Origin of the sequence: Mycolicibacterium xanthum (genome assembly GCF_019710635.1) — a bacterium.
GTDB lineage: Bacteria > Actinomycetota > Actinomycetes > Mycobacteriales > Mycobacteriaceae > Mycobacterium > Mycobacterium xanthum.
Map to the genome: position 1 here is coordinate 1 of NZ_JAIFZS010000032.1, position 15733 is coordinate 15733.

A 15733-nucleotide genomic window follows, 5' to 3' on the forward strand; every position below is an offset into this window, starting at 1 on the left:
CAGCGCACTCGGCGAGAAGGTGGGCCAGGGCCTGCATGTCGGAGCCGAGCGGAGCCGAGAGCTTGCCCACATCGCCCGCGAACGCGGCGGTGAGCTCGCCGGCGAGCTGGCCGTTGTCGCCCGCGAACGCGGCGGGGAACTCGCCGAGGTCGCCCGCGAACGCGGCGGGGAACTCGCCGAGGTCGCCCGCGAACGCGGCGGGGAACTCGCCCACATCGCCCGCGAACGCGGACCGGAGCTGGCCGAAGTGGCCCGCGAGCGGGCCGAATTCGCGCGCGGACGGGCCGCAGATCTGGTCGACACCGCCGGGGCGGAGATGAAGAAGCGCCGCAGGCGCTGACCCGAATCCCTTCCGCGGACCACCGGCCACTCGGTACCGTGTGGTCACTCCTGGTGACCTCGCGAGAAAGAGCCGACCTATGACGAGCGACTACCCGCCCCAGCCCGGCCAGTACGGCTACCCCGGCGGCTATCCCCCGCCGGCCGGCGGCGCCCAGCCCGGTGGGCTGGGCAGGCGGTTCTTCGCCCGGGCGATCGACGGGATCATCGTCGGCATCGTCGGCTCGATCATCGTGTACCTCATCGGCGCGATGTCGAACTACTGGATCACCGGCCTGTTCACCGGGCTGTTGACGTTCGTCTACTTCATCGCCTTCGAGGTCACCCAGGGCTGGACCCCGGCCAAGAAGCTACTGGGACTGAGCGTGCACGGCCCGGCGGGCGCAGCCAAGCCCGATCTGAAGCAGTCGGCCATCCGGAACTCGTGGACGTTGCTGCCCATAATCCCGTTCGTCGGCGGCTTGCTGGGCGTGATCGCGATCATCATCATCGCGGTGACGATCAACAGCAGCCCCACCAAGCAGGGCAAGCACGACGAACTCGCGGGCGGGACCCAGGTCATCTACAGCTGAGTCGTTCGACGGGTCGGCCACGACCACCGGACGGCCGACCCGGTCATTCCCGCCGCGCGTAGGTGTAGTCGATGTGCTGGCCGTCCACCGCGGTGACCGTCAGCACGAATACGGCGCTGGCCGGCCAGACCGCAACGGTGCATTCCACGGTGTTGCCCGGCCGCCCCTCGAGGTCCCCGGCGCACTCCGCGGAATCCGGACGGCGGCCGAGTTGCTGCGTCAGTTCGCCGAGCAGCGAGCCCTCCACCTCCACCCGGGTCAGGATGGGGATGACGTCGAACGTCATCATCAGCCCCTCCACCTCGGTGACCTCTGCGGTGCGACGCACCGTCGCTCCGTCCACGGTGACGTCGCACCGCGTCTGCGCGCCGGTCCTGCCGACCAGACCCGCAGGACAGGCCACCGCGGCGGCGGCCAGCTCCTCCCGGTCGGCGAGCAGCCGCGACACCGCCCGCTCCAGCTGCCCCTTCGACAGCGCGGGCGTCATCTGGTAATCGATGGTGGCGCCGTCGACCGCCGTGACCAGCACGATCGGCTCGAAGCTGTTGGTCGGGCCGATCACCACCTCACACCGAGCGGTCTGCCCCACCTCACCGACCAGATCACCCGCACAGTTCACCGATTGGGGTTGCACACCGGCGTCGGACAACCGCTTGGCGATATCGGATTGCAGGTCGCCGCTCGCCACGGTCGGGACCCTATCGGCCGGGGGTACCGTGCACGCCACCACCGCCACCGGCGTTGCCAGCAGCGCGACGAGCGCACCGATCACCTTCATCATGCGCTGTCCCGTCATGACCTCGACGTTTGCAGGGACGATAGCAGAACCCGCGCGCGGCGGCGTCTGATCGACTACCGGCATGACCCGGCACCGCACTATGGCCCGCCGCCTGTTCGACCGTGTCGAACCCGTCCACGCGGTGACCTAATTCGCGCCAGAGGCACGGGCCGCGCTCGACGGCCTGGGTTTGCGCGGCTTCTGGATGGGCTACTTCGCGGCCCGTTCGGCTCCGTTCGGCATCGTGCCCGCCGAGGTTGTCAGCGCCGCGTTCTACAACTTCACCGGGGAACGGGCCGTCAAGGCCCTCTCCGGCGCCTGGCAGATCGCCACACCCGCCGACGCGTTGCGGGCACGTGAGGCCTCGGCGGTCGCGGCGCTGCGTCGCTACGGGGTCACCGAGACCGAGGCCGAGGTCGTTGCCGATCTCGCCGCCAGGGTCTGCGCGCACGCCCAACTCGGTGGCCGTCCGTTGTTCGCGGCCAATAGTGCCCTGGACTGGCCGCAGGAACCGCTGAGCCGGCTCTGGCACCCGACGACGCTGCTACGCGAGCACCGTGGCGACGGGCACGTCGCGGTGCTGGTGGCCGAAGGGATCTCGGGGCGCGAATCCAATGTTCTGCATGCCGCGGCGGGACGGGTGCACGAGGCCATGATCAGGCGCAGCCGTGACTACGACGACGCGCAGTGGGAGTTGCACCGGAATGCGCTGCGCGAGCGGGGGCTGCTCGACTCCGCCGGTGCGCTGTCCACCGACGGACACGCGCTCAAACGGCACATCGAGGACACCACCGACGCCCTGGCCCTCGCGCCACTCGCCGCCCTGGACGACGACCAGGTGGAGGCGCTGTTCGCCGCGCTGACCCCGATCACCCGCAAGGTGGTGGCCGGCGGCGACGTGCCCGAAGGGACCCCGATGGGGCTGAACCGGTCCGACCTCGACGACGCCGGCGCGCATCTGCACCGAGCCGACACCGGCTCACACCCGCACCGAGCCGACACCGGCTCATCGACGAGCCAGCGAGAACCCTTCCCAGGCAAGCCTTCGTTCGGCGTGCGGATCGAACTCGATGCCGGGCCGCCGGTCGAGGACCATGACCGCGCGCGCATAGCAGTCGTAGAGCGGCCAATCCCCACCCGGCACGCCACAGTCGGCAAAGGACAGCCAGCGGGCCTGGACGTCGTCGCTGACCCTGCGCGCAATGCGCGAATCCACGCCGGCGGCGATCAGCCTGCCGAGGCCGGACCGGTAGGCGTCGAATACCGCGAGCAGCTCGGTGCCGTGGGTGGCGCCCAGGCCCGACCACCGCATCGTCCGGGTCGCGTAGTCATAGCGGTAGACGAACGTCGGCGCGTGCGTGCTGTGCGCCTGCGCGATCTGCCACACCGCCGAGCCGAAGATGAAATCGCCACCGAGGCGCACACAGGCGGCGGACTTCGGGTAGTCCGGATATGCGGCGATGATGCGTTCGCGGTCAACGGGATCCGCAAGGGACAACAGCTTTTCGATCGCGGGCTCGCTGGTCGGCAGTAGCTTCAGGAAACGGGTGAACAGCTGACCCTCGTCGGCGTTGGTGCCGACGATCAACCGCACCCGGTGCGCCGCACCGCGTCGCATCGCGTCGACCGGGTCCTGCGGCAGGAAGTCGGTGCCGAAGGTCGGCCCGATCGCGAACGCGCCCAGCATGTCCCGCTGTCCCTGGATGATGAGCCGCTCCAGCGCCTCGACCAGCTCGGCCGGGCGCGCCGCCATCAGCGCCCTGCCGGCCTCCGTCCTACTCGCACCGAGCTGCCCGGCGAACCTGACCGCGTAGTCGGCCGCGACATCCACCCCGCGGGTCATCCCGTTGCTGGGGCTTTGGCAGATCGCCTGTGTGAAAAGCCCTTCGGCCTGCGGGGTGGCCATCAGCGTTGCGACGGCGTGCGCCCCCGCGCTCTCGCCGAAAATCGTCACGTTGGCCGGATCACCGCCGAAAACCGAAATGTTGTCACGCACCCACTGCAGCGCCATCACCAGATCGCGCAGGAACAGGTTGTCGTCGATGGCGATCTCGTCGGAAGACAGCGAGGACAACTCGAGACAGCCGAGCGCACCGAGCCGATAGTTCACCGAGACGAACACGCAGCCCTTGCGGGCCAACGACGCACCCTCGTAGATCGGGGTGGCCGAACTGCCCAGCATGTATCCCCCGCCGTGGATGAACACCATCACGGGCAGCGGCTCGTCTCCGGGCGCGTCGGATCCGCTCGGGGCGGTGACGTTGAGCGTCAGACAGTCCTCGCTCATCGGCTGGTACCGGCCCGGCGCCAGAATCGTGTACATCCGCTGCTGGGGGGCGCAGTACCCGAACCCGTGGCAGTAGCGAACCCCCGGCCACGGTTGGACCGGTTGCGGCGCCCGGTACCGCAACGGTCCCATCGGGGGTCTGGCGTACGGGATCGAGCGCCAGCGGTTGACGCCATCGCCGGCGAAGCCCTCGACGGTGCCCGAGGCGATCTTCACCCGGACGGTGTGCTCGTGCATCCCCTCGACGGTATCGAAGCCGGCACGGCCCCGCCTCGTCCGCCGATGCGTGTCGCACGGCTAGCCTGGCCCAATGCGGATGATCGGGCTGATCGCAGTGAGCCTGTTGGCCGCCGCCTGCACCCAGTCGGTCGGTGGCGACGCCGAGCCGTCGGCCCCGTCGGGCTCGACCGGGAGCCTGCCGAGTAGCACCGCGGCGGCGCCCTCGACGGGGGGCGCGCCCGCGGCGGGCAGTGCGATCGCCGACGTGATCAAGTGGGTGGAGGCCGGCACGCCCGCCGATCCCGGGGAATACCGGGTGGCATTCCGCGACGGGGTGAGCACCGAACTGGCCGACGACATCGCCTTCACCGCGGCGTCCGGGGCGCCGCACGGCGTCACGCAGTGCATCACCGACACGGCGTTCCTCGACGGGGCCCTCACCTGCCTGGTGGACCTCGACTCGCCGCCTCCGCCGCCCAACGAGGGCGAGGGGCTGTGGAAGCCGGGGTGGACCGAATTCTCGGGCAGCGCCATGCAGGTCGGGGCGCGACACGGGGACCCGGGCCCGTTCGTCAACGGCATCGGGGCCGAGCTGCCCGAGGGACAGTCGTTGGCGTTCGGCGACTTTCGTTGCCGCAGCGACGCGTCGGGCCTGCTGTGCGTGAACTATGCGTTCCGCAGCGCGATGAAGATCAGCTCGGCGGGGGTCACCCCATTCGGCTGCCTGCAGCCGACCACGGCGCCGATCGACGTCGGCGAGATGTTCAGCTGCTGATGACCGGTTCGTGTGCCGGATAGGCGTGCACGACCACCGACGAGAGCTTGTCGATGGCATGCGCCAGCTCGTGCTCGGCGTCGTGGGCCAGCGCGTGGGCCTGCGCCAGGCTCAGCGTTCGGTCGACGTCGAGGTCCGCGTCGGCCTCCAGCCGGTGGCCGACCCAGCGCATCCGGACCCGGCGCACCCCGCGCACCCCTGGCCGGCCGCCCAGCACCCGGACGGCGGTGTCGACCAGTTCCGGATCGACCCGGTCGAGCAGCCTGCCGAACACGTCGCGGGCCGCGACCACCAGCACCCCGATGATGGCGACGGCGATGAGCAGACCGACCACCGGGTCGGCGATCGGGAATCCCAGCGCGGCGCCGACCGCACCCACCACCACCGCCAGCGACGTCAATCCATCTGCGCGCGCGTGCATCCCGTCGGCACGCAGGGCCGCGGACCCGATCCGCCTGCCCACCCGGATCCGGTACAGTGCGACCGCCTCGTTGCCGAGGAATCCGATCAGCCCGGCGACCATCACCGCACCGAGGTGTGTCAGCGGCACCGGGTCGACGAGCCGGCGCACCGATTCCACCAGTGCCACCAGCGCCGAGATCGCGATCATGACCACCACGGCCAGGCCCGCGACGTCCTCGACCCGACCGAACCCGTAGGTGTAGCGCCGGGTGGCGGCCCGCCCGCTCATCGCGAACGCGATCCACAGCGGCACGGCGGTCAGCGCATCGGAGAAGTTGTGCACCGTGTCCGACAGCAGCGCCGCCGAACCCGACACCGCGACGACCGTCAGTTGGGCGGCCGCGGTCGCCCCGAGGACGACCAGGCTGATCTTGACCGCACGGATACCCGCCCGGCTGTCCTGCAGGGCCGCGTCGAGCCGGTCGCCGTGGTCGTGGCTGTGCGGCACGAAGGTGTGGTGCCGGTGTCCGGCCATCAGCCCGCGTCCCCGCCGACGGCGTCGTGCAGCACCGTCAGGTCCCGGCTGTCCAGGTGATGGGCCGGCACCCCGCCCGCGGCATGTTCGGCGTTGTGCACCGCATCGGTCACCAGCTGGCCGACGTGGTCGTTTTCCAGGCGATAGAACACCTGGGTGCCCTCCCTGCGGGTGCGGACCAGCCGGGCCATCCGCAGCTTGGCCAGGTGCTGCGACACCGACGGTCCCGGCTTGCCCACCCGCGCTGCCAGGTCGTTGACCGACAGCTCGCGGTCCACCAGCGCCCACAGCAGCTGGATCCGGGTCGCATCGGCGAGCATCCGGAATACCTCGACGACCAGGTCGGCCTGCTCGTCGGCCAGCCGCCGAGTACAGACCTTGTTATCTGCATTCATACGCAGATAATAGCGGTCCACCCGTCGGCCCGCGCGCCGCCGGCGCCCCACGCCCGCTCCCGCTTTCGTTCCGGGTGGATCTGGGTCATCCCGAACGCGCCGATCAGCACGACCACCGGGATCACCCCTTTGGTCCGGTCGACGGCGCCGCCGCCAGTTGCCGAGCACTGCGATCAGCGCGAACACGAGGGCCCACATCAGCGTCAGGACCTGGTTGGTGCGCCGGAAGGCCGCTTCCTCCCAGTCGTGACGGCGCACCGACGCCGGTGCGTAATGAGCGGTGCAGGGCACGAAGGCCAACGAACCGAACACCACCATCAGCGACCCCGCTCGACAGCGTGGTGGCGTAGGTGTCCATCCATCCCCAGGATCAACGTCGCGGGCACGGCACAGACCGCCGCGAACATCCAGGTGCTCGGGGCCGTCCAGTAGATGGTCCACGGAACGAACCCGGGGAACGGGACCGGGTTGCAACCATTCGCCCGCGCCTCAGCGTCTCCCGGCAAGGCCGTCCAGGCGGGTCTTTGGCCGTCACGATGACCCCGCGCAGCCAAGCGGGCCGGGCGGGCGGGAGTCCTCACGACTCCCGCCCACCCGGCGAAGGGATTGATTCTGCGTGCAACCGAGGCTCGGGTCAGCCCAGTCGAAACGTCCCGGTCACCAGCTCCGGCTCGACGCCCACCCCGTTGATCTCGGCGTGCGGCTTACCGTCGTCGAACTCGATCGGTCCGGCTGGGCCGAGGTTGCGCCGGGGGCGCACGTCGTTGCGCACCTCGAAATCGTTGAACTCGTCGAGGTTGAACGGGTCGAAATCGCGGTTTCCTTCGGAGAATCCGCTGAACTGCACGCCGGTGGCGGTGCCGTCGGGGCGCACCACCCAGGAAGCACGGACACCGTCGGACGCGGCGGTGTACATGCCCGCCAGGCCGGAGACCTCGTTGGCGGTGAAGTCGAACGCGACGCCGTTCATGGTGAGCTCACCGGTCACCACCGATCCGTCGAAGTCGGCCTCTAGCGTGTCGCGGAACCGCGACGTCAGGTCGACCCGGCCGTCGGTCTGCTCCCCGAAGAACCAGGACTCGTCGTCGATCCCGTTGCACGCGTAGGCGGCAACCTCAGCGCCGTCGACGCTGATCCCGATCGTCATCGTCTTGCCGTCTGCCGCGGTCATGTCGGCCATGTACCGCGCCGACGTGGGTACCCGCCCCTGCGTGGAGGTCGTGGCCGGTTCGGATGAGGACGTGGCCTCGGTCGTCGTGCTCCCCGAGCAGGCCGACAGCGTCGCGAAAGCCACGAGCGCGCTGAGCCCCAGCAGCATCGTGCGAGTGTGTTTTCTCATGCGACCAGCATGGCCGGGTGCCACGGGCGGCGCATATAGATCCCGTGGAGATTGCGTGGAGATGCGCCCGGACCCATCAGGACGTCAGAAACCCGTTCACCTCGTCGCAGAACACCTGCCACGCCGGTTCAGTGGCCGTCAGCAGATGATTGTTGCTCGCCAGCGCGACGAGGCGGGAATCGGGAATCAGAGTGGCCAGTTCCTCGCCGTAGCGCATGGGGACACGGTGGTCGTCGCGGGAATGCAGGATCAGCGTCGGGCACCGCACTCGGCAGGCCTGATCGCGGACGTCGATGCGCGCGAACACCTCCAGGAAACGGACCGCGTTCTCCGGCGACGTGGTCCGGCGCTGCAGTTGATCGAACGCCGCCCAGTCCGTGCGGGTCCCGTCGGGCAGGAACTGCGCGGCGAACACCTGACGAAAGGCCGGGTCGTCGCGTCCCCAGCCCACCCGTGCGAGCTCCAGATCCAATGCAGCAGCGCGCTTTTCGTCATCGCTCATGGCACGAACCGCACGCCCTCGGGCGTAGGCTCCGCACAACACCAGTCGACTGACACGGTCCGGATGCCGCGCGGCGTAGGCGACCGCCACCGCTCCGCCCTGCGAGACACCCAGCAGCGGGAACCGCTCCAGGCCGAGGGCCTCGACCACCGACTCGAGGTCGGCGACCCAGTCGTCGAAGGTGAAATCGCCCGCCTCCCAGTCCGACAGCCCGCAACCGCGCTCGTCGTAGCGGATGAACGTGTGCTGCACCGACATGTCACGCACCCAGTGCTGCCATACCGGGCTCTCGATGTCATAACCGAGATGGGTCATCCAGTTCGCCGCGCGCACCAACGGCGCGCCCTCACCGACCATCGCGTAGGCCAACCTGATGCCGTCGGCCGCCCGGCAGAACGCGATGTGCTGGCGCGGTACCTCCGGCTCCGGCAGGGCCGGCGGCGGCGCGGATTCCTCGGGATGCAGGGTGCCCACGAATTGGTAGCCCCGGCCGCGCACGGTGCGGATGTACCGTTGCGACTCACCGTCGTCGCCCAGCGCACGCCGAACCGCCTTGATGCGACTCGTCAGCGCCGCCTCACCGACGAACCGGCCGCCCCAGACGGTGTCGAACAGTTCTTCCTTGCTGACGAACCGTTCGTGGTTGCTGACCAACTGGGTGAGCACGTCGAACACCTGTGGCTCCACCCGGATGACGCCGTCGGCGTGCCGTAGTTCGTAGCGGCCGGTGTCGAGGACGAAGTCGTCCCAGCGCCAGACCCGCGAGGGTGCAGGCTCTGCGCTGGACACGGAACATCACCCTACCGGCGGGTACCGCCCGCCGCGGGCTAGCGCCAGCCGTCGGCGGCGCGGGCGGCCCGCATCACCGCGTCGCACAGTTCACGCAGCTCGGCGTGCCCTGCACCCTCCTCGATGGCGGTCGCCATGTCCTCGGCGGCACACCGGACCTGATAGACCCGGTCGGACAGCAGCGAGGCCTCCTCGGCCGAGAGCACCACCGAGTCCGCAGGCATCGAGGTGCCCCGGACCAGGGTGCGCTGTTCGTAGGCTCGCTGCCGGCAGGACTGGCGGCAGTACTGACGGCGTCGGCCCAGCCCGGCATCGGCGACCTCGCGACCGCACCAGCGGCAACTCTGCGGGCGTGAACGGGTCCTGCTGGAGGAGGCCGGAGTGGTCACCGCCCGACTGTAATCCGGGCGTGTGCGAGATCCCGGTATCATCGACGGTCGAGTCGGGAACTCCACGCGCCGGATCCGCGTTGATATCCCGGACCAAATCGTGTGAATTGAGGAGTTGACGATGGCCGATCGTGTCTTGAGAGGCAGCCGCCTCGGAGCCGTGAGCTACGAGACGGACCGCAACCACGACTTGGCGCCGCGTCAGGTCGCCCGTTACCGCACCGACAACGGTGAGGAATTCGAGGTCCCGTTCGCCGACGACGCGGAGATCCCCGGAACCTGGCTGTGCCGCAACGGCATGGAGGGCACGCTGATCGAGGGTGATGTCCCCGAGCCCAAGAAGGTCAAGCCGCCCAGGACGCACTGGGACATGCTGCTGGAGCGCCGCTCGATCGAGGACCTCGACGAACTGCTCAAGGAGCGCCTCGATCTGATCAAGTCGCGCCGTCGCGGCAGCTGACCCGAACCGAACCGACGCCCGGTCCCGCCCCGCGGGGTCGGGCGCCGTTGCGTGTTCGGCGGTTCCGCCAGGTCAGCGCACGATTCCCCGGGCCCGGTCCAGCCGGCCGCGCAGACCCCATTCGGCGACCTTGAAGAGGGCTTCGCGGATGTTGGATCCGCTCATCTTGGACTGCCCGAACTCCCGTTCGGTGAAGGTGATCGGCACCTCGACCACGGTGAACCCGTTGTTGATGGTTCGCCAGGTCAGGTCGATCTGGAAGCAGTAACCCTTGGAATCGACCGCGCCGAGGTCGATCTTCTCCAGCACCTCGCGACGGTAGGCCCGGTAGCCGGCGGTGATGTCGTGGATGTCCACCCCGAGCAGGATGCGGGAGTAGCCATTGGCGGTGCGCGACAGCACCAACCGTCGGCGCGGCCAGTTGCGGACCGAGCCCCCGTCGACATAGCGCGAACCGATGACGAGGTCGGCGCCGGCGTCGATCGCGTCGAGCAGGCGGTCGAGCTGCTCGGGTGGATGGCTGCCGTCGGCGTCCATCTCCACCAGCACCGAGTACTCGCGGTTCAGACCCCATTCGAACCCGGCCAGGTAAGCCGCACCGAGCCCGTCCTTGGAGTTGCGATGCATGACGTGGACGCGGTCCGGGTCGGCGAGCGCGAGATCGTCGGCGAGGTCGCCGGTGCCGTCGGGGCTGCCGTCGTCGACGATCAGGACGTGCACCTCGGGTGCGGCCTCGTGCACCCGTGAAACGATCAACGGCAGGTTCTCGCGCTCGTTGTAGGTGGGGATGATGACCAGGGTGCGGGCACTGGGCCGCTCGTCGGGGACGCCACCGGGGATGTTCATGTGGCTCCTTCGCCGTTGTCCTTCGTCGATCGCCGGGCCCTCAGACGCGCGGGCACGAATGATCCATTGTGCAGTATCGCCCCCAGAACAGCGCAAACGCCGATCGCGATGAGCACCGCCTGGACGTACGGGCCGAACCGGGTGGCGGGCGTCAGCACGGTCTTGAGCCTGATCTGCTGGTCCAGGTAGGCAGGTTCGAAGAAGCCGGTGCGGGCCAGTTCGCGGCCGTCCGGGGCGATCACGGCACTGATCCCGGTGGTGCCCGAGACCACCACATAGCGGTCGTGTTCGACCGCCCGCAACCTGCCGAAGGTCAGCTGCTGCTCGCTCATGGTCTCGTCGAATGTGGCGTTGTTGGTGGGCACCGTGAGCATCTGCGCGCCGCTCCGCACCGCTTCGCGTGGGGCGCGGTCGAAGATGACCTCCCAGCAGGTGGTGACACCGACCGGAACCCCGGCGGCGCGGACCACCCCGTCGCCCTGCCCGGGCACGAAATAGCCGGCCCGGTCGGCATAGGGCGAGAGCTTGCTGAAGAAGCTGCGCCACGGCAGGTACTCACCGAAGGGCTGGACGATCTGTTTGTCGTGGCGGTCGGCCGGCCCGGTGCCGGGGTTCCACACGATGACGGTGTTGTACGAGACCGGGTCGGTGCGGCTGTAGCCGGGTGCGGCGATCACTCCGCCCACCAGGATCGGCGCGTTGATCGCCGCCGCGGCCCGCGAGATCGCCTGGCCGGCGTCGGCGTTGGCGAGCGGGTCGATGTCCGAGGAGTTCTCCGGCCAGATCACCAGCATCGGTTGCGGGGCTCGGCCCGCCCGCACGTCCTCGGCGAGCCGCAGCGTCTCGTCGACATGGTTGTCGAGCACCGCGCGGCGCTGCGCGTTGAACTCCAGGCCGAGCCTCGGGACATTGCCCTGGACGACGGCCACGGTGACCGGCGGCTCGTCGCCGGACCCCGAGCCCGACGTGCGCACCGACGGCCAGACCAACGTCGCCGTCAGCAGCACCAGGCTGATGCAGATCCCGGGGAGCACCACGGCCGGAGGCGCCGCGCCCCGGGCATCGGCGTCGCTGCGCCACCACCGGAGGATCTCCAGTGTCAGCGCGGCCACGCTGAACCCGACGAGAACCACCGCGAAGGACACCAGCGGCGCACCCCCGTAGCGCGCCAGCGGGAGCAGCGGGCCTCCGGTCTGGGAGAACCCGGCGACACCCCAGGGAAACCCGCCGAACGGCACGGTCGACTTCAGCCATTCCTGTGCCGACCACAGCCCGGCGAACCACACCGGCCAGCCGGGCAACCCACGAACCGCCACCGCCACCGCGGCGAACAGGCCGACGAAGAGCGCCTGGACGAGGCTGAGCGCCAACCACGGCAGGGCACCGACCAGTCCGCTGATCCACGGCAGCAGCAGCACGTAGAACGCCAGCCCGAACAGCAGTCCGTACCCGAAACCACCCGCGATCGTGGTCGAGGGCCGGGTCAGTACCCACCCGAGCAACGCGAAACCCAGAATCGCCGAGTACCACCAGCCCAGCGGCGGAAAGGCGGCATAGAACGCCAGCCCGGCCAGGATCGCGACACTCAGAGCGGGCAGCCGGTCTACCACTGCCTGGACGAAGCGCGCGGCCCGTGACGGCCCCGCAGCAGCGTCCGGCGACGTCTGGGTCTCCCGCGACGTTTCGGTGGGCTCGGCGTTCGGCGACGTCTCGGTGGGCTCGGCGTCCGGCGACGTCCGGGTCTCCCGCGACGTCTCGGTGGGCTCGGCGTCCGGCGACGTCCGGGTCTCCCGCGACGTCTCGGTGGGCTCGGCGTCCGGCGACGTCTCGGTCGGCTCAGCCATGGATGACCGCACCTCGGTGCACGGTCCGGCGACACCGCGGCAGCCGGTCATCGAGCCTGGGCAGCACCGGTACCCGGGAACGCGGGTCGGTGGACCAACGCTGCACCGCGTCGGCGGGCGCACTGACGTCGAATTCGTCGGCGTCCCAGACGGCATAGGACGCGGGGGCCCCCGGCACCAGGGTGCCCGTGACGCCGTCGCGAACCCCGCCCGCCCGCCAGGCCCCGCGGGTGGCGGCGGCGAAGGCCGCCCGGGCCGAGATCGCGCTGCCGGGCGTGTGGTGGACCGTCGCCGCGCGGACGGCGGCCCACGGGTTCATCTCGGTCACCGGGCTGTCCGAGCCGAAGGCGAGTGGCACGCCTTGGGATGCTAACAGCGCGAAACGGTTCATCCCGCGAGCCCGGGCAACGCCGAGACGCTGGGTGTACATCCCGCGTTCCCCGCCCCACAGCGCGTCGAAACCGGGTTGCATGCTGGCGACGACCCCCCAGCCGCCGAGCTTGGCGGCCTGCTCTTCGGTGACCATCTCGAGGTGCTCGAGGCGGTGGCCGCACCGGGCCACCGCAACACTGCCGAAGCGCTCGGCCACCACATCCAGCGCGGCCACCACGGCCGACGCCGCGGCATCACCGATGACGTGGAATCCGGCGGTGATCCCGGCTTCCGTGCACGCCGACAGGTGGGCCGTGATGGCTTCGGTGTCGAGGTAGCTGTTGCCGGTCGGAGCCGGACAGCCGTCGGGCAGGTCGCAATAGGGTTCGTGCAGCCAGGCGGTGCGCGAACCCAGCGCGCCGTCGACGAACAGGTCGCCAGCCAGCCCGCGTGCGCCGGTCGCGTCGATCATCTCGCGCGCCTGCACGGCGGTGCCGACCCATTCACCCCAGTAACCGACGACGTCGACACCGTGTGCCACGGCACGAAGTTCGTCCCAGTCCTGCGGTCCCCCGATGTCGGGTCCCGCACACTCGTGCACCGCGACGATGCCGTGAGCGGCCGCGGCATTCAGCGCCGCCAACCGGGCGGCGGAGCGCTGGGCCGCCGTGAGGTGCTCCCGCGCCGCGCTTCGGACCCGGTGGTGGGCGTCGGCCGTCAACGGCATGTCGTCCGGCACTCCCGCCGCCCGCCGCAGCGCCGTCGACGCCGCCGCCGAGTGAACGTCGATCCGTGCCAGGTAGGCGAGCCGGTCACCGACCGCGGCGTCGACGTCCGCGGTGCTCGGCGCCACCCGCTCCGGCCAGGCCGATTCGTCCCAGCCGTGCCCCCAGATCACCCCGTCGGGATACGACCGGGCATGCGCGGCGATCAGGTCCAGGCAGTGCCGCAGCGACGTGGCCGCACGCAGGTCGAGGCCGACCAGCGTGAGGCCGGTCGCGGTCACGTGGACGTGGCTGTCCACGAACGCGGGGGCGACGAACCCGCCGTCCAGATCGATGAGCGTGGCATCGGGGAACTGGGCGCGTCCGACGTTGTCGGTGCCCAGCCAGGCGACCACACCGTCGCGCACCGCCATCGCGGTCGCATCGGGCATCGCGGGACTGTGTACCCGCCCGTTGAACAGCAGGGTGGTCGTCATGGCGACGGCCGCGGCGGTCACTCGGTCAGGCGTCGCTGATCGGCGCGTTCCGCGGCACCCGGCACATCGTCGACCACGTCGATGACCTCGCCGTCGATGTATTCCCCGCGCCCGGCGCCGGGCCGATAGGCGGCCGCAGCGCCGCCGACGGTGCTCACCCCGACGATCAGCGGGGCACGCTTGGCGGCCAGCACGGTCACCAGGGGACGGGCCGCGGCGCGGGTCGGGGGCAGCAGCAACAGGGCGCCCAGAGCGGAACTGGCCAGGCCGGGAATCACGACGAGCACGGTACCGAGCGCGACGAGCACGCTGTCGGTCACCGCCCCCTGGGCGTTGGCCGCCGTCAGGCCCGATTGCAGTCGCTGCAGGTGGCGGCGCGACTGCGAACCGGCCAGCGCCAGACCGACCACGAAGACCGCGGCCACCAGCAGCACGGTCCAACCGAAACCGATCGTGGAGACCAGGGCCACCAGGACGGCCAGCTCGACCAGCGCGTAGATCAGGAACAGCCGCATCGCCATGTCGGGACAACGCGCGGGAACCGCCGTGGGTTCCGCGCCCGGGCAGCTGTGTCCGAGCACGCCTAGCCGGTAGGCCGCGCCTGGACCTCGATCGCCGCGTGCACCCTGTCGATGCCGCCGCGCAGGATCGCCTGCGGGATGAAGTACCAGGCGTGGTTCCAGTACCGCCGGACGATCATGTCGAACACCCGCCGCGTCTCGGACTTGGGCAGCATGCGCGCCACCGCCTCGACCGGCTCGCCCTTCACCTTGCCCAGCACCCCGCACTTCTGGATGGTGACCCGCGGGGTGTTGTTGATCCGCTTGGTCTTCCACGAACCGTCGTCGGTGATGATGAGCAGCTTGTCCCCGTCCGGAACGCCCCACACCGGGGTCGGCTTGGGCCACCCGTCCTTGGTGAACGTGGTCAGCAGCAGGTATTTCTCCCGATAGACGTCCCCGAACGCCGGCGTCCTCGGTCCGGTCACCGCCTCATGCCGCCTTGATCTCGAGGGCGACGTTGTTCTTCATGCCGCCGCGCAGCTTGGAGAAGAAATTGAAGGTCTTCCCGATCACCCCGTACCGCTCGGCGATCGCGTGGTACGCGTCTCCGGTGCGGGTGGGATCGACCGAGGCCACCGCCTCGACCGCCTCACTCAGCGGTTTGCCCCGCATGTCGCATCGGGCGATCGTGACGCGCGGGGTGTTGCGGATCCGCTTGACCTTCCACGACGAGCCCTGGGTGATCACGATCAGCCCGTCGCCGTCGGGGGCCGCCCAGATCGGGGTCGGCTTGGGCCGGCCGTCCTTGGTGAAGGTGGTCAGCAGGATGTACTCCGCGCCCGCGATGTCGCCGAAGGTGAGTGCCATGCGGCCAATCTAGCGACGGCCGGAACCCGCGCACGCTCGAGCCGGTCAGGCGGCGTCGAAGGTGACCAGGTCGACGCTGAGTTGGCCTTCGGCGAGGCTGAGTCGTCGTCGTCGTGGTGGGCCGGGTAGCGGTGGTGCGGTGGAGCGGTAGGTCGCGCCGGTGGGGGTGGTGTATTCGGCGGTGTGGCAGCCGTTGTGCTGGCTGGTGGTCACGGTCCAGCCGGGGGCTTCTTTGGTGTAGTTGCAGGCTTCGCAGTCGCCCAGGCCGTTGAGGGCGCTGGTCGCTCCGCCGTCGCGGGCCGGGGTGGCGTGGTCGTGG

16 protein-coding genes and 3 pseudogenes are annotated in these 15733 nt (G+C 70.0%); 5 read left to right on the forward strand and 14 right to left on the reverse strand.

What is annotated here, in order from left to right:
- Window positions 1–340: pseudogene (locus tag JDV09_RS13750) on the forward strand (DoxX family protein); the annotation flags it as partial.
- A 79-nt stretch (window positions 341–419) separates the two neighbouring features.
- Window positions 420–911 (forward strand): RDD family protein, encoded by a 492-nt coding sequence (locus JDV09_RS13755; RefSeq protein WP_221369699.1) that lies wholly within the window; start codon window positions 420–422, stop codon window positions 909–911.
- A gap of 43 nt (window positions 912–954) precedes the next feature.
- On the opposite strand, the gene JDV09_RS13760 is transcribed toward JDV09_RS13755, so the two are convergent.
- Window positions 955–1707, reverse strand: a complete 753-nt coding sequence (locus JDV09_RS13760) for a DUF4333 domain-containing protein (RefSeq protein WP_255605341.1) — start codon at window positions 1705–1707, stop codon at window positions 955–957.
- 64 nt (window positions 1708–1771) lie between these two features.
- Between JDV09_RS13760 and JDV09_RS26815 the strand changes: the two are divergent.
- Window positions 1772–2650: pseudogene (locus JDV09_RS26815) on the forward strand (SCO6745 family protein); the annotation flags it as partial.
- A 45-nt stretch (window positions 2651–2695) separates the two neighbouring features.
- Here JDV09_RS26815 and JDV09_RS13770 read toward each other — a convergent pair.
- Window positions 2696–4213, reverse strand: a complete 1518-nt coding sequence (locus JDV09_RS13770) for a carboxylesterase/lipase family protein (RefSeq protein WP_221369701.1) — start codon at window positions 4211–4213, stop codon at window positions 2696–2698.
- Window positions 4214–4286: 73 nt separating this feature from the next.
- Here JDV09_RS13770 and JDV09_RS13775 point away from each other — a divergent pair, with 73 nt between their 5' ends.
- Window positions 4287–4970: a hypothetical protein gene (locus JDV09_RS13775; RefSeq protein WP_221369702.1), complete on the forward strand. Its 684-nt coding sequence runs from the start codon at window positions 4287–4289 to the stop codon at window positions 4968–4970.
- Here JDV09_RS13775 and JDV09_RS13780 read toward each other — a convergent pair.
- From JDV09_RS13780 to JDV09_RS13805, 5 genes are all read right to left on the reverse strand, one after another.
- The gene (locus tag JDV09_RS13780; protein ID WP_221369703.1) at window positions 4960–5907 is read right to left on the reverse strand and encodes a cation diffusion facilitator family transporter; all 948 of its coding nucleotides are present in this window, start codon (window positions 5905–5907) and stop codon (window positions 4960–4962) included. The two genes, JDV09_RS13775 and JDV09_RS13780, sit on opposite strands and share 11 nt — an antisense overlap.
- Window positions 5907–6302 (reverse strand): ArsR/SmtB family transcription factor, encoded by a 396-nt coding sequence (locus tag JDV09_RS13785; RefSeq protein ID WP_221369704.1) that lies wholly within the window; start codon window positions 6300–6302, stop codon window positions 5907–5909. Before JDV09_RS13785 ends, JDV09_RS13780 begins: the two co-directional genes overlap by 1 nt.
- Window positions 6303–6936: 634 nt before the next feature.
- Complete coding sequence (locus JDV09_RS13795) at window positions 6937–7641, reverse strand: hypothetical protein (RefSeq protein WP_221369705.1); 705 nt, start codon at window positions 7639–7641, stop codon at window positions 6937–6939.
- A gap of 76 nt (window positions 7642–7717) precedes the next feature.
- The gene (locus tag JDV09_RS13800; RefSeq protein WP_221369706.1) at window positions 7718–8932 is read right to left on the reverse strand and encodes an alpha/beta hydrolase; all 1215 of its coding nucleotides are present in this window, start codon (window positions 8930–8932) and stop codon (window positions 7718–7720) included.
- Window positions 8933–8970: 38 nt separating this feature from the next.
- Window positions 8971–9321 carry a hypothetical protein gene (locus tag JDV09_RS13805; RefSeq protein ID WP_221369707.1) on the reverse strand — a complete coding sequence of 117 codons (351 nt, stop codon included), beginning with the start codon at window positions 9319–9321 and terminating at the stop codon, window positions 8971–8973.
- Between the two features lie 121 nt (window positions 9322–9442).
- Here JDV09_RS13805 and rbpA point away from each other — a divergent pair, with 121 nt between their 5' ends.
- Window positions 9443–9781, forward strand: a complete 339-nt coding sequence (gene rbpA / locus JDV09_RS13810) for an RNA polymerase-binding protein RbpA (protein WP_221369708.1) — start codon at window positions 9443–9445, stop codon at window positions 9779–9781.
- A gap of 72 nt (window positions 9782–9853) precedes the next feature.
- Here rbpA and JDV09_RS13815 read toward each other — a convergent pair whose 3' ends face one another.
- The 7 genes and pseudogenes from JDV09_RS13815 to JDV09_RS13845 all read right to left on the reverse strand — a co-directional run.
- Window positions 9854–10627 (reverse strand): polyprenol monophosphomannose synthase, encoded by a 774-nt coding sequence (locus tag JDV09_RS13815; protein WP_221369709.1) that lies wholly within the window; start codon window positions 10625–10627, stop codon window positions 9854–9856.
- Window positions 10624–12471 carry an apolipoprotein N-acyltransferase gene (lnt, locus tag JDV09_RS13820; RefSeq protein ID WP_221369710.1) on the reverse strand — a complete coding sequence of 616 codons (1848 nt, stop codon included), beginning with the start codon at window positions 12469–12471 and terminating at the stop codon, window positions 10624–10626. The genes JDV09_RS13815 and lnt overlap by 4 nt, the downstream gene beginning before the upstream one ends.
- Entirely contained in the window at window positions 12464–14044 is a 1581-nt protein-coding gene (locus tag JDV09_RS13825; protein ID WP_221369715.1) for an amidohydrolase, read from the reverse strand. Before JDV09_RS13825 ends, lnt begins: the two co-directional genes overlap by 8 nt.
- 17 nt (window positions 14045–14061) lie before the next feature.
- Window positions 14062–14565, reverse strand: a complete 504-nt coding sequence (locus JDV09_RS13830; RefSeq protein WP_221369711.1) for an FxsA family protein — start codon at window positions 14563–14565, stop codon at window positions 14062–14064.
- A gap of 62 nt (window positions 14566–14627) precedes the next feature.
- Window positions 14628–15032: a PPOX class F420-dependent oxidoreductase gene (locus tag JDV09_RS13835; protein ID WP_221369712.1), complete on the reverse strand. Its 405-nt coding sequence runs from the start codon at window positions 15030–15032 to the stop codon at window positions 14628–14630.
- Window positions 15033–15036: 4 nt separating this feature from the next.
- Entirely contained in the window at window positions 15037–15414 is a 378-nt protein-coding gene (locus JDV09_RS13840) for a PPOX class F420-dependent oxidoreductase (protein ID WP_221369713.1), read from the reverse strand.
- A 45-nt stretch (window positions 15415–15459) separates the two neighbouring features.
- A pseudogene (locus JDV09_RS13845) lies at window positions 15460–15733 on the reverse strand (HNH endonuclease); the annotation flags it as partial.

Excerpts from the sequence above, each read along its gene's own strand:
- JDV09_RS13785 (WP_221369704.1), bottom strand. The coding sequence starts at position 6,302 with ATGAATGCAGATAACAAGGTCTGTACTCGGCGGCTGGCCGACGAGCAG.
- JDV09_RS13825 (WP_221369715.1), bottom strand. The coding sequence starts at position 14,044 with ATGACGACCACCCTGCTGTTCAACGGGCGGGTACACAGTCCCGCGATG.
- rbpA (WP_221369708.1), top strand. The coding sequence starts at position 9,443 with ATGGCCGATCGTGTCTTGAGAGGCAGCCGCCTCGGAGCCGTGAGCTAC.
- JDV09_RS13830 (WP_221369711.1), bottom strand. The coding sequence starts at position 14,565 with ATGGCGATGCGGCTGTTCCTGATCTACGCGCTGGTCGAGCTGGCCGTC.
- JDV09_RS13795 (WP_221369705.1), bottom strand. The coding sequence starts at position 7,641 with ATGAGAAAACACACTCGCACGATGCTGCTGGGGCTCAGCGCGCTCGTG.
- lnt (WP_221369710.1), bottom strand. The coding sequence starts at position 12,471 with ATGGCTGAGCCGACCGAGACGTCGCCGGACGCCGAGCCCACCGAGACG.
- JDV09_RS13770 (WP_221369701.1), bottom strand. The coding sequence starts at position 4,213 with ATGCACGAGCACACCGTCCGGGTGAAGATCGCCTCGGGCACCGTCGAG.
- JDV09_RS13780 (WP_221369703.1), bottom strand. The coding sequence starts at position 5,907 with ATGGCCGGACACCGGCACCACACCTTCGTGCCGCACAGCCACGACCAC.
- JDV09_RS13755 (WP_221369699.1), top strand. The coding sequence starts at position 420 with ATGACGAGCGACTACCCGCCCCAGCCCGGCCAGTACGGCTACCCCGGC.
- JDV09_RS13775 (WP_221369702.1), top strand. The coding sequence starts at position 4,287 with ATGCGGATGATCGGGCTGATCGCAGTGAGCCTGTTGGCCGCCGCCTGC.
- JDV09_RS13840 (WP_221369713.1), bottom strand. The coding sequence starts at position 15,414 with ATGGCACTCACCTTCGGCGACATCGCGGGCGCGGAGTACATCCTGCTG.
- JDV09_RS13760 (WP_255605341.1), bottom strand. The coding sequence starts at position 1,707 with ATGACGGGACAGCGCATGATGAAGGTGATCGGTGCGCTCGTCGCGCTG.
- JDV09_RS13815 (WP_221369709.1), bottom strand. The coding sequence starts at position 10,627 with ATGAACATCCCCGGTGGCGTCCCCGACGAGCGGCCCAGTGCCCGCACC.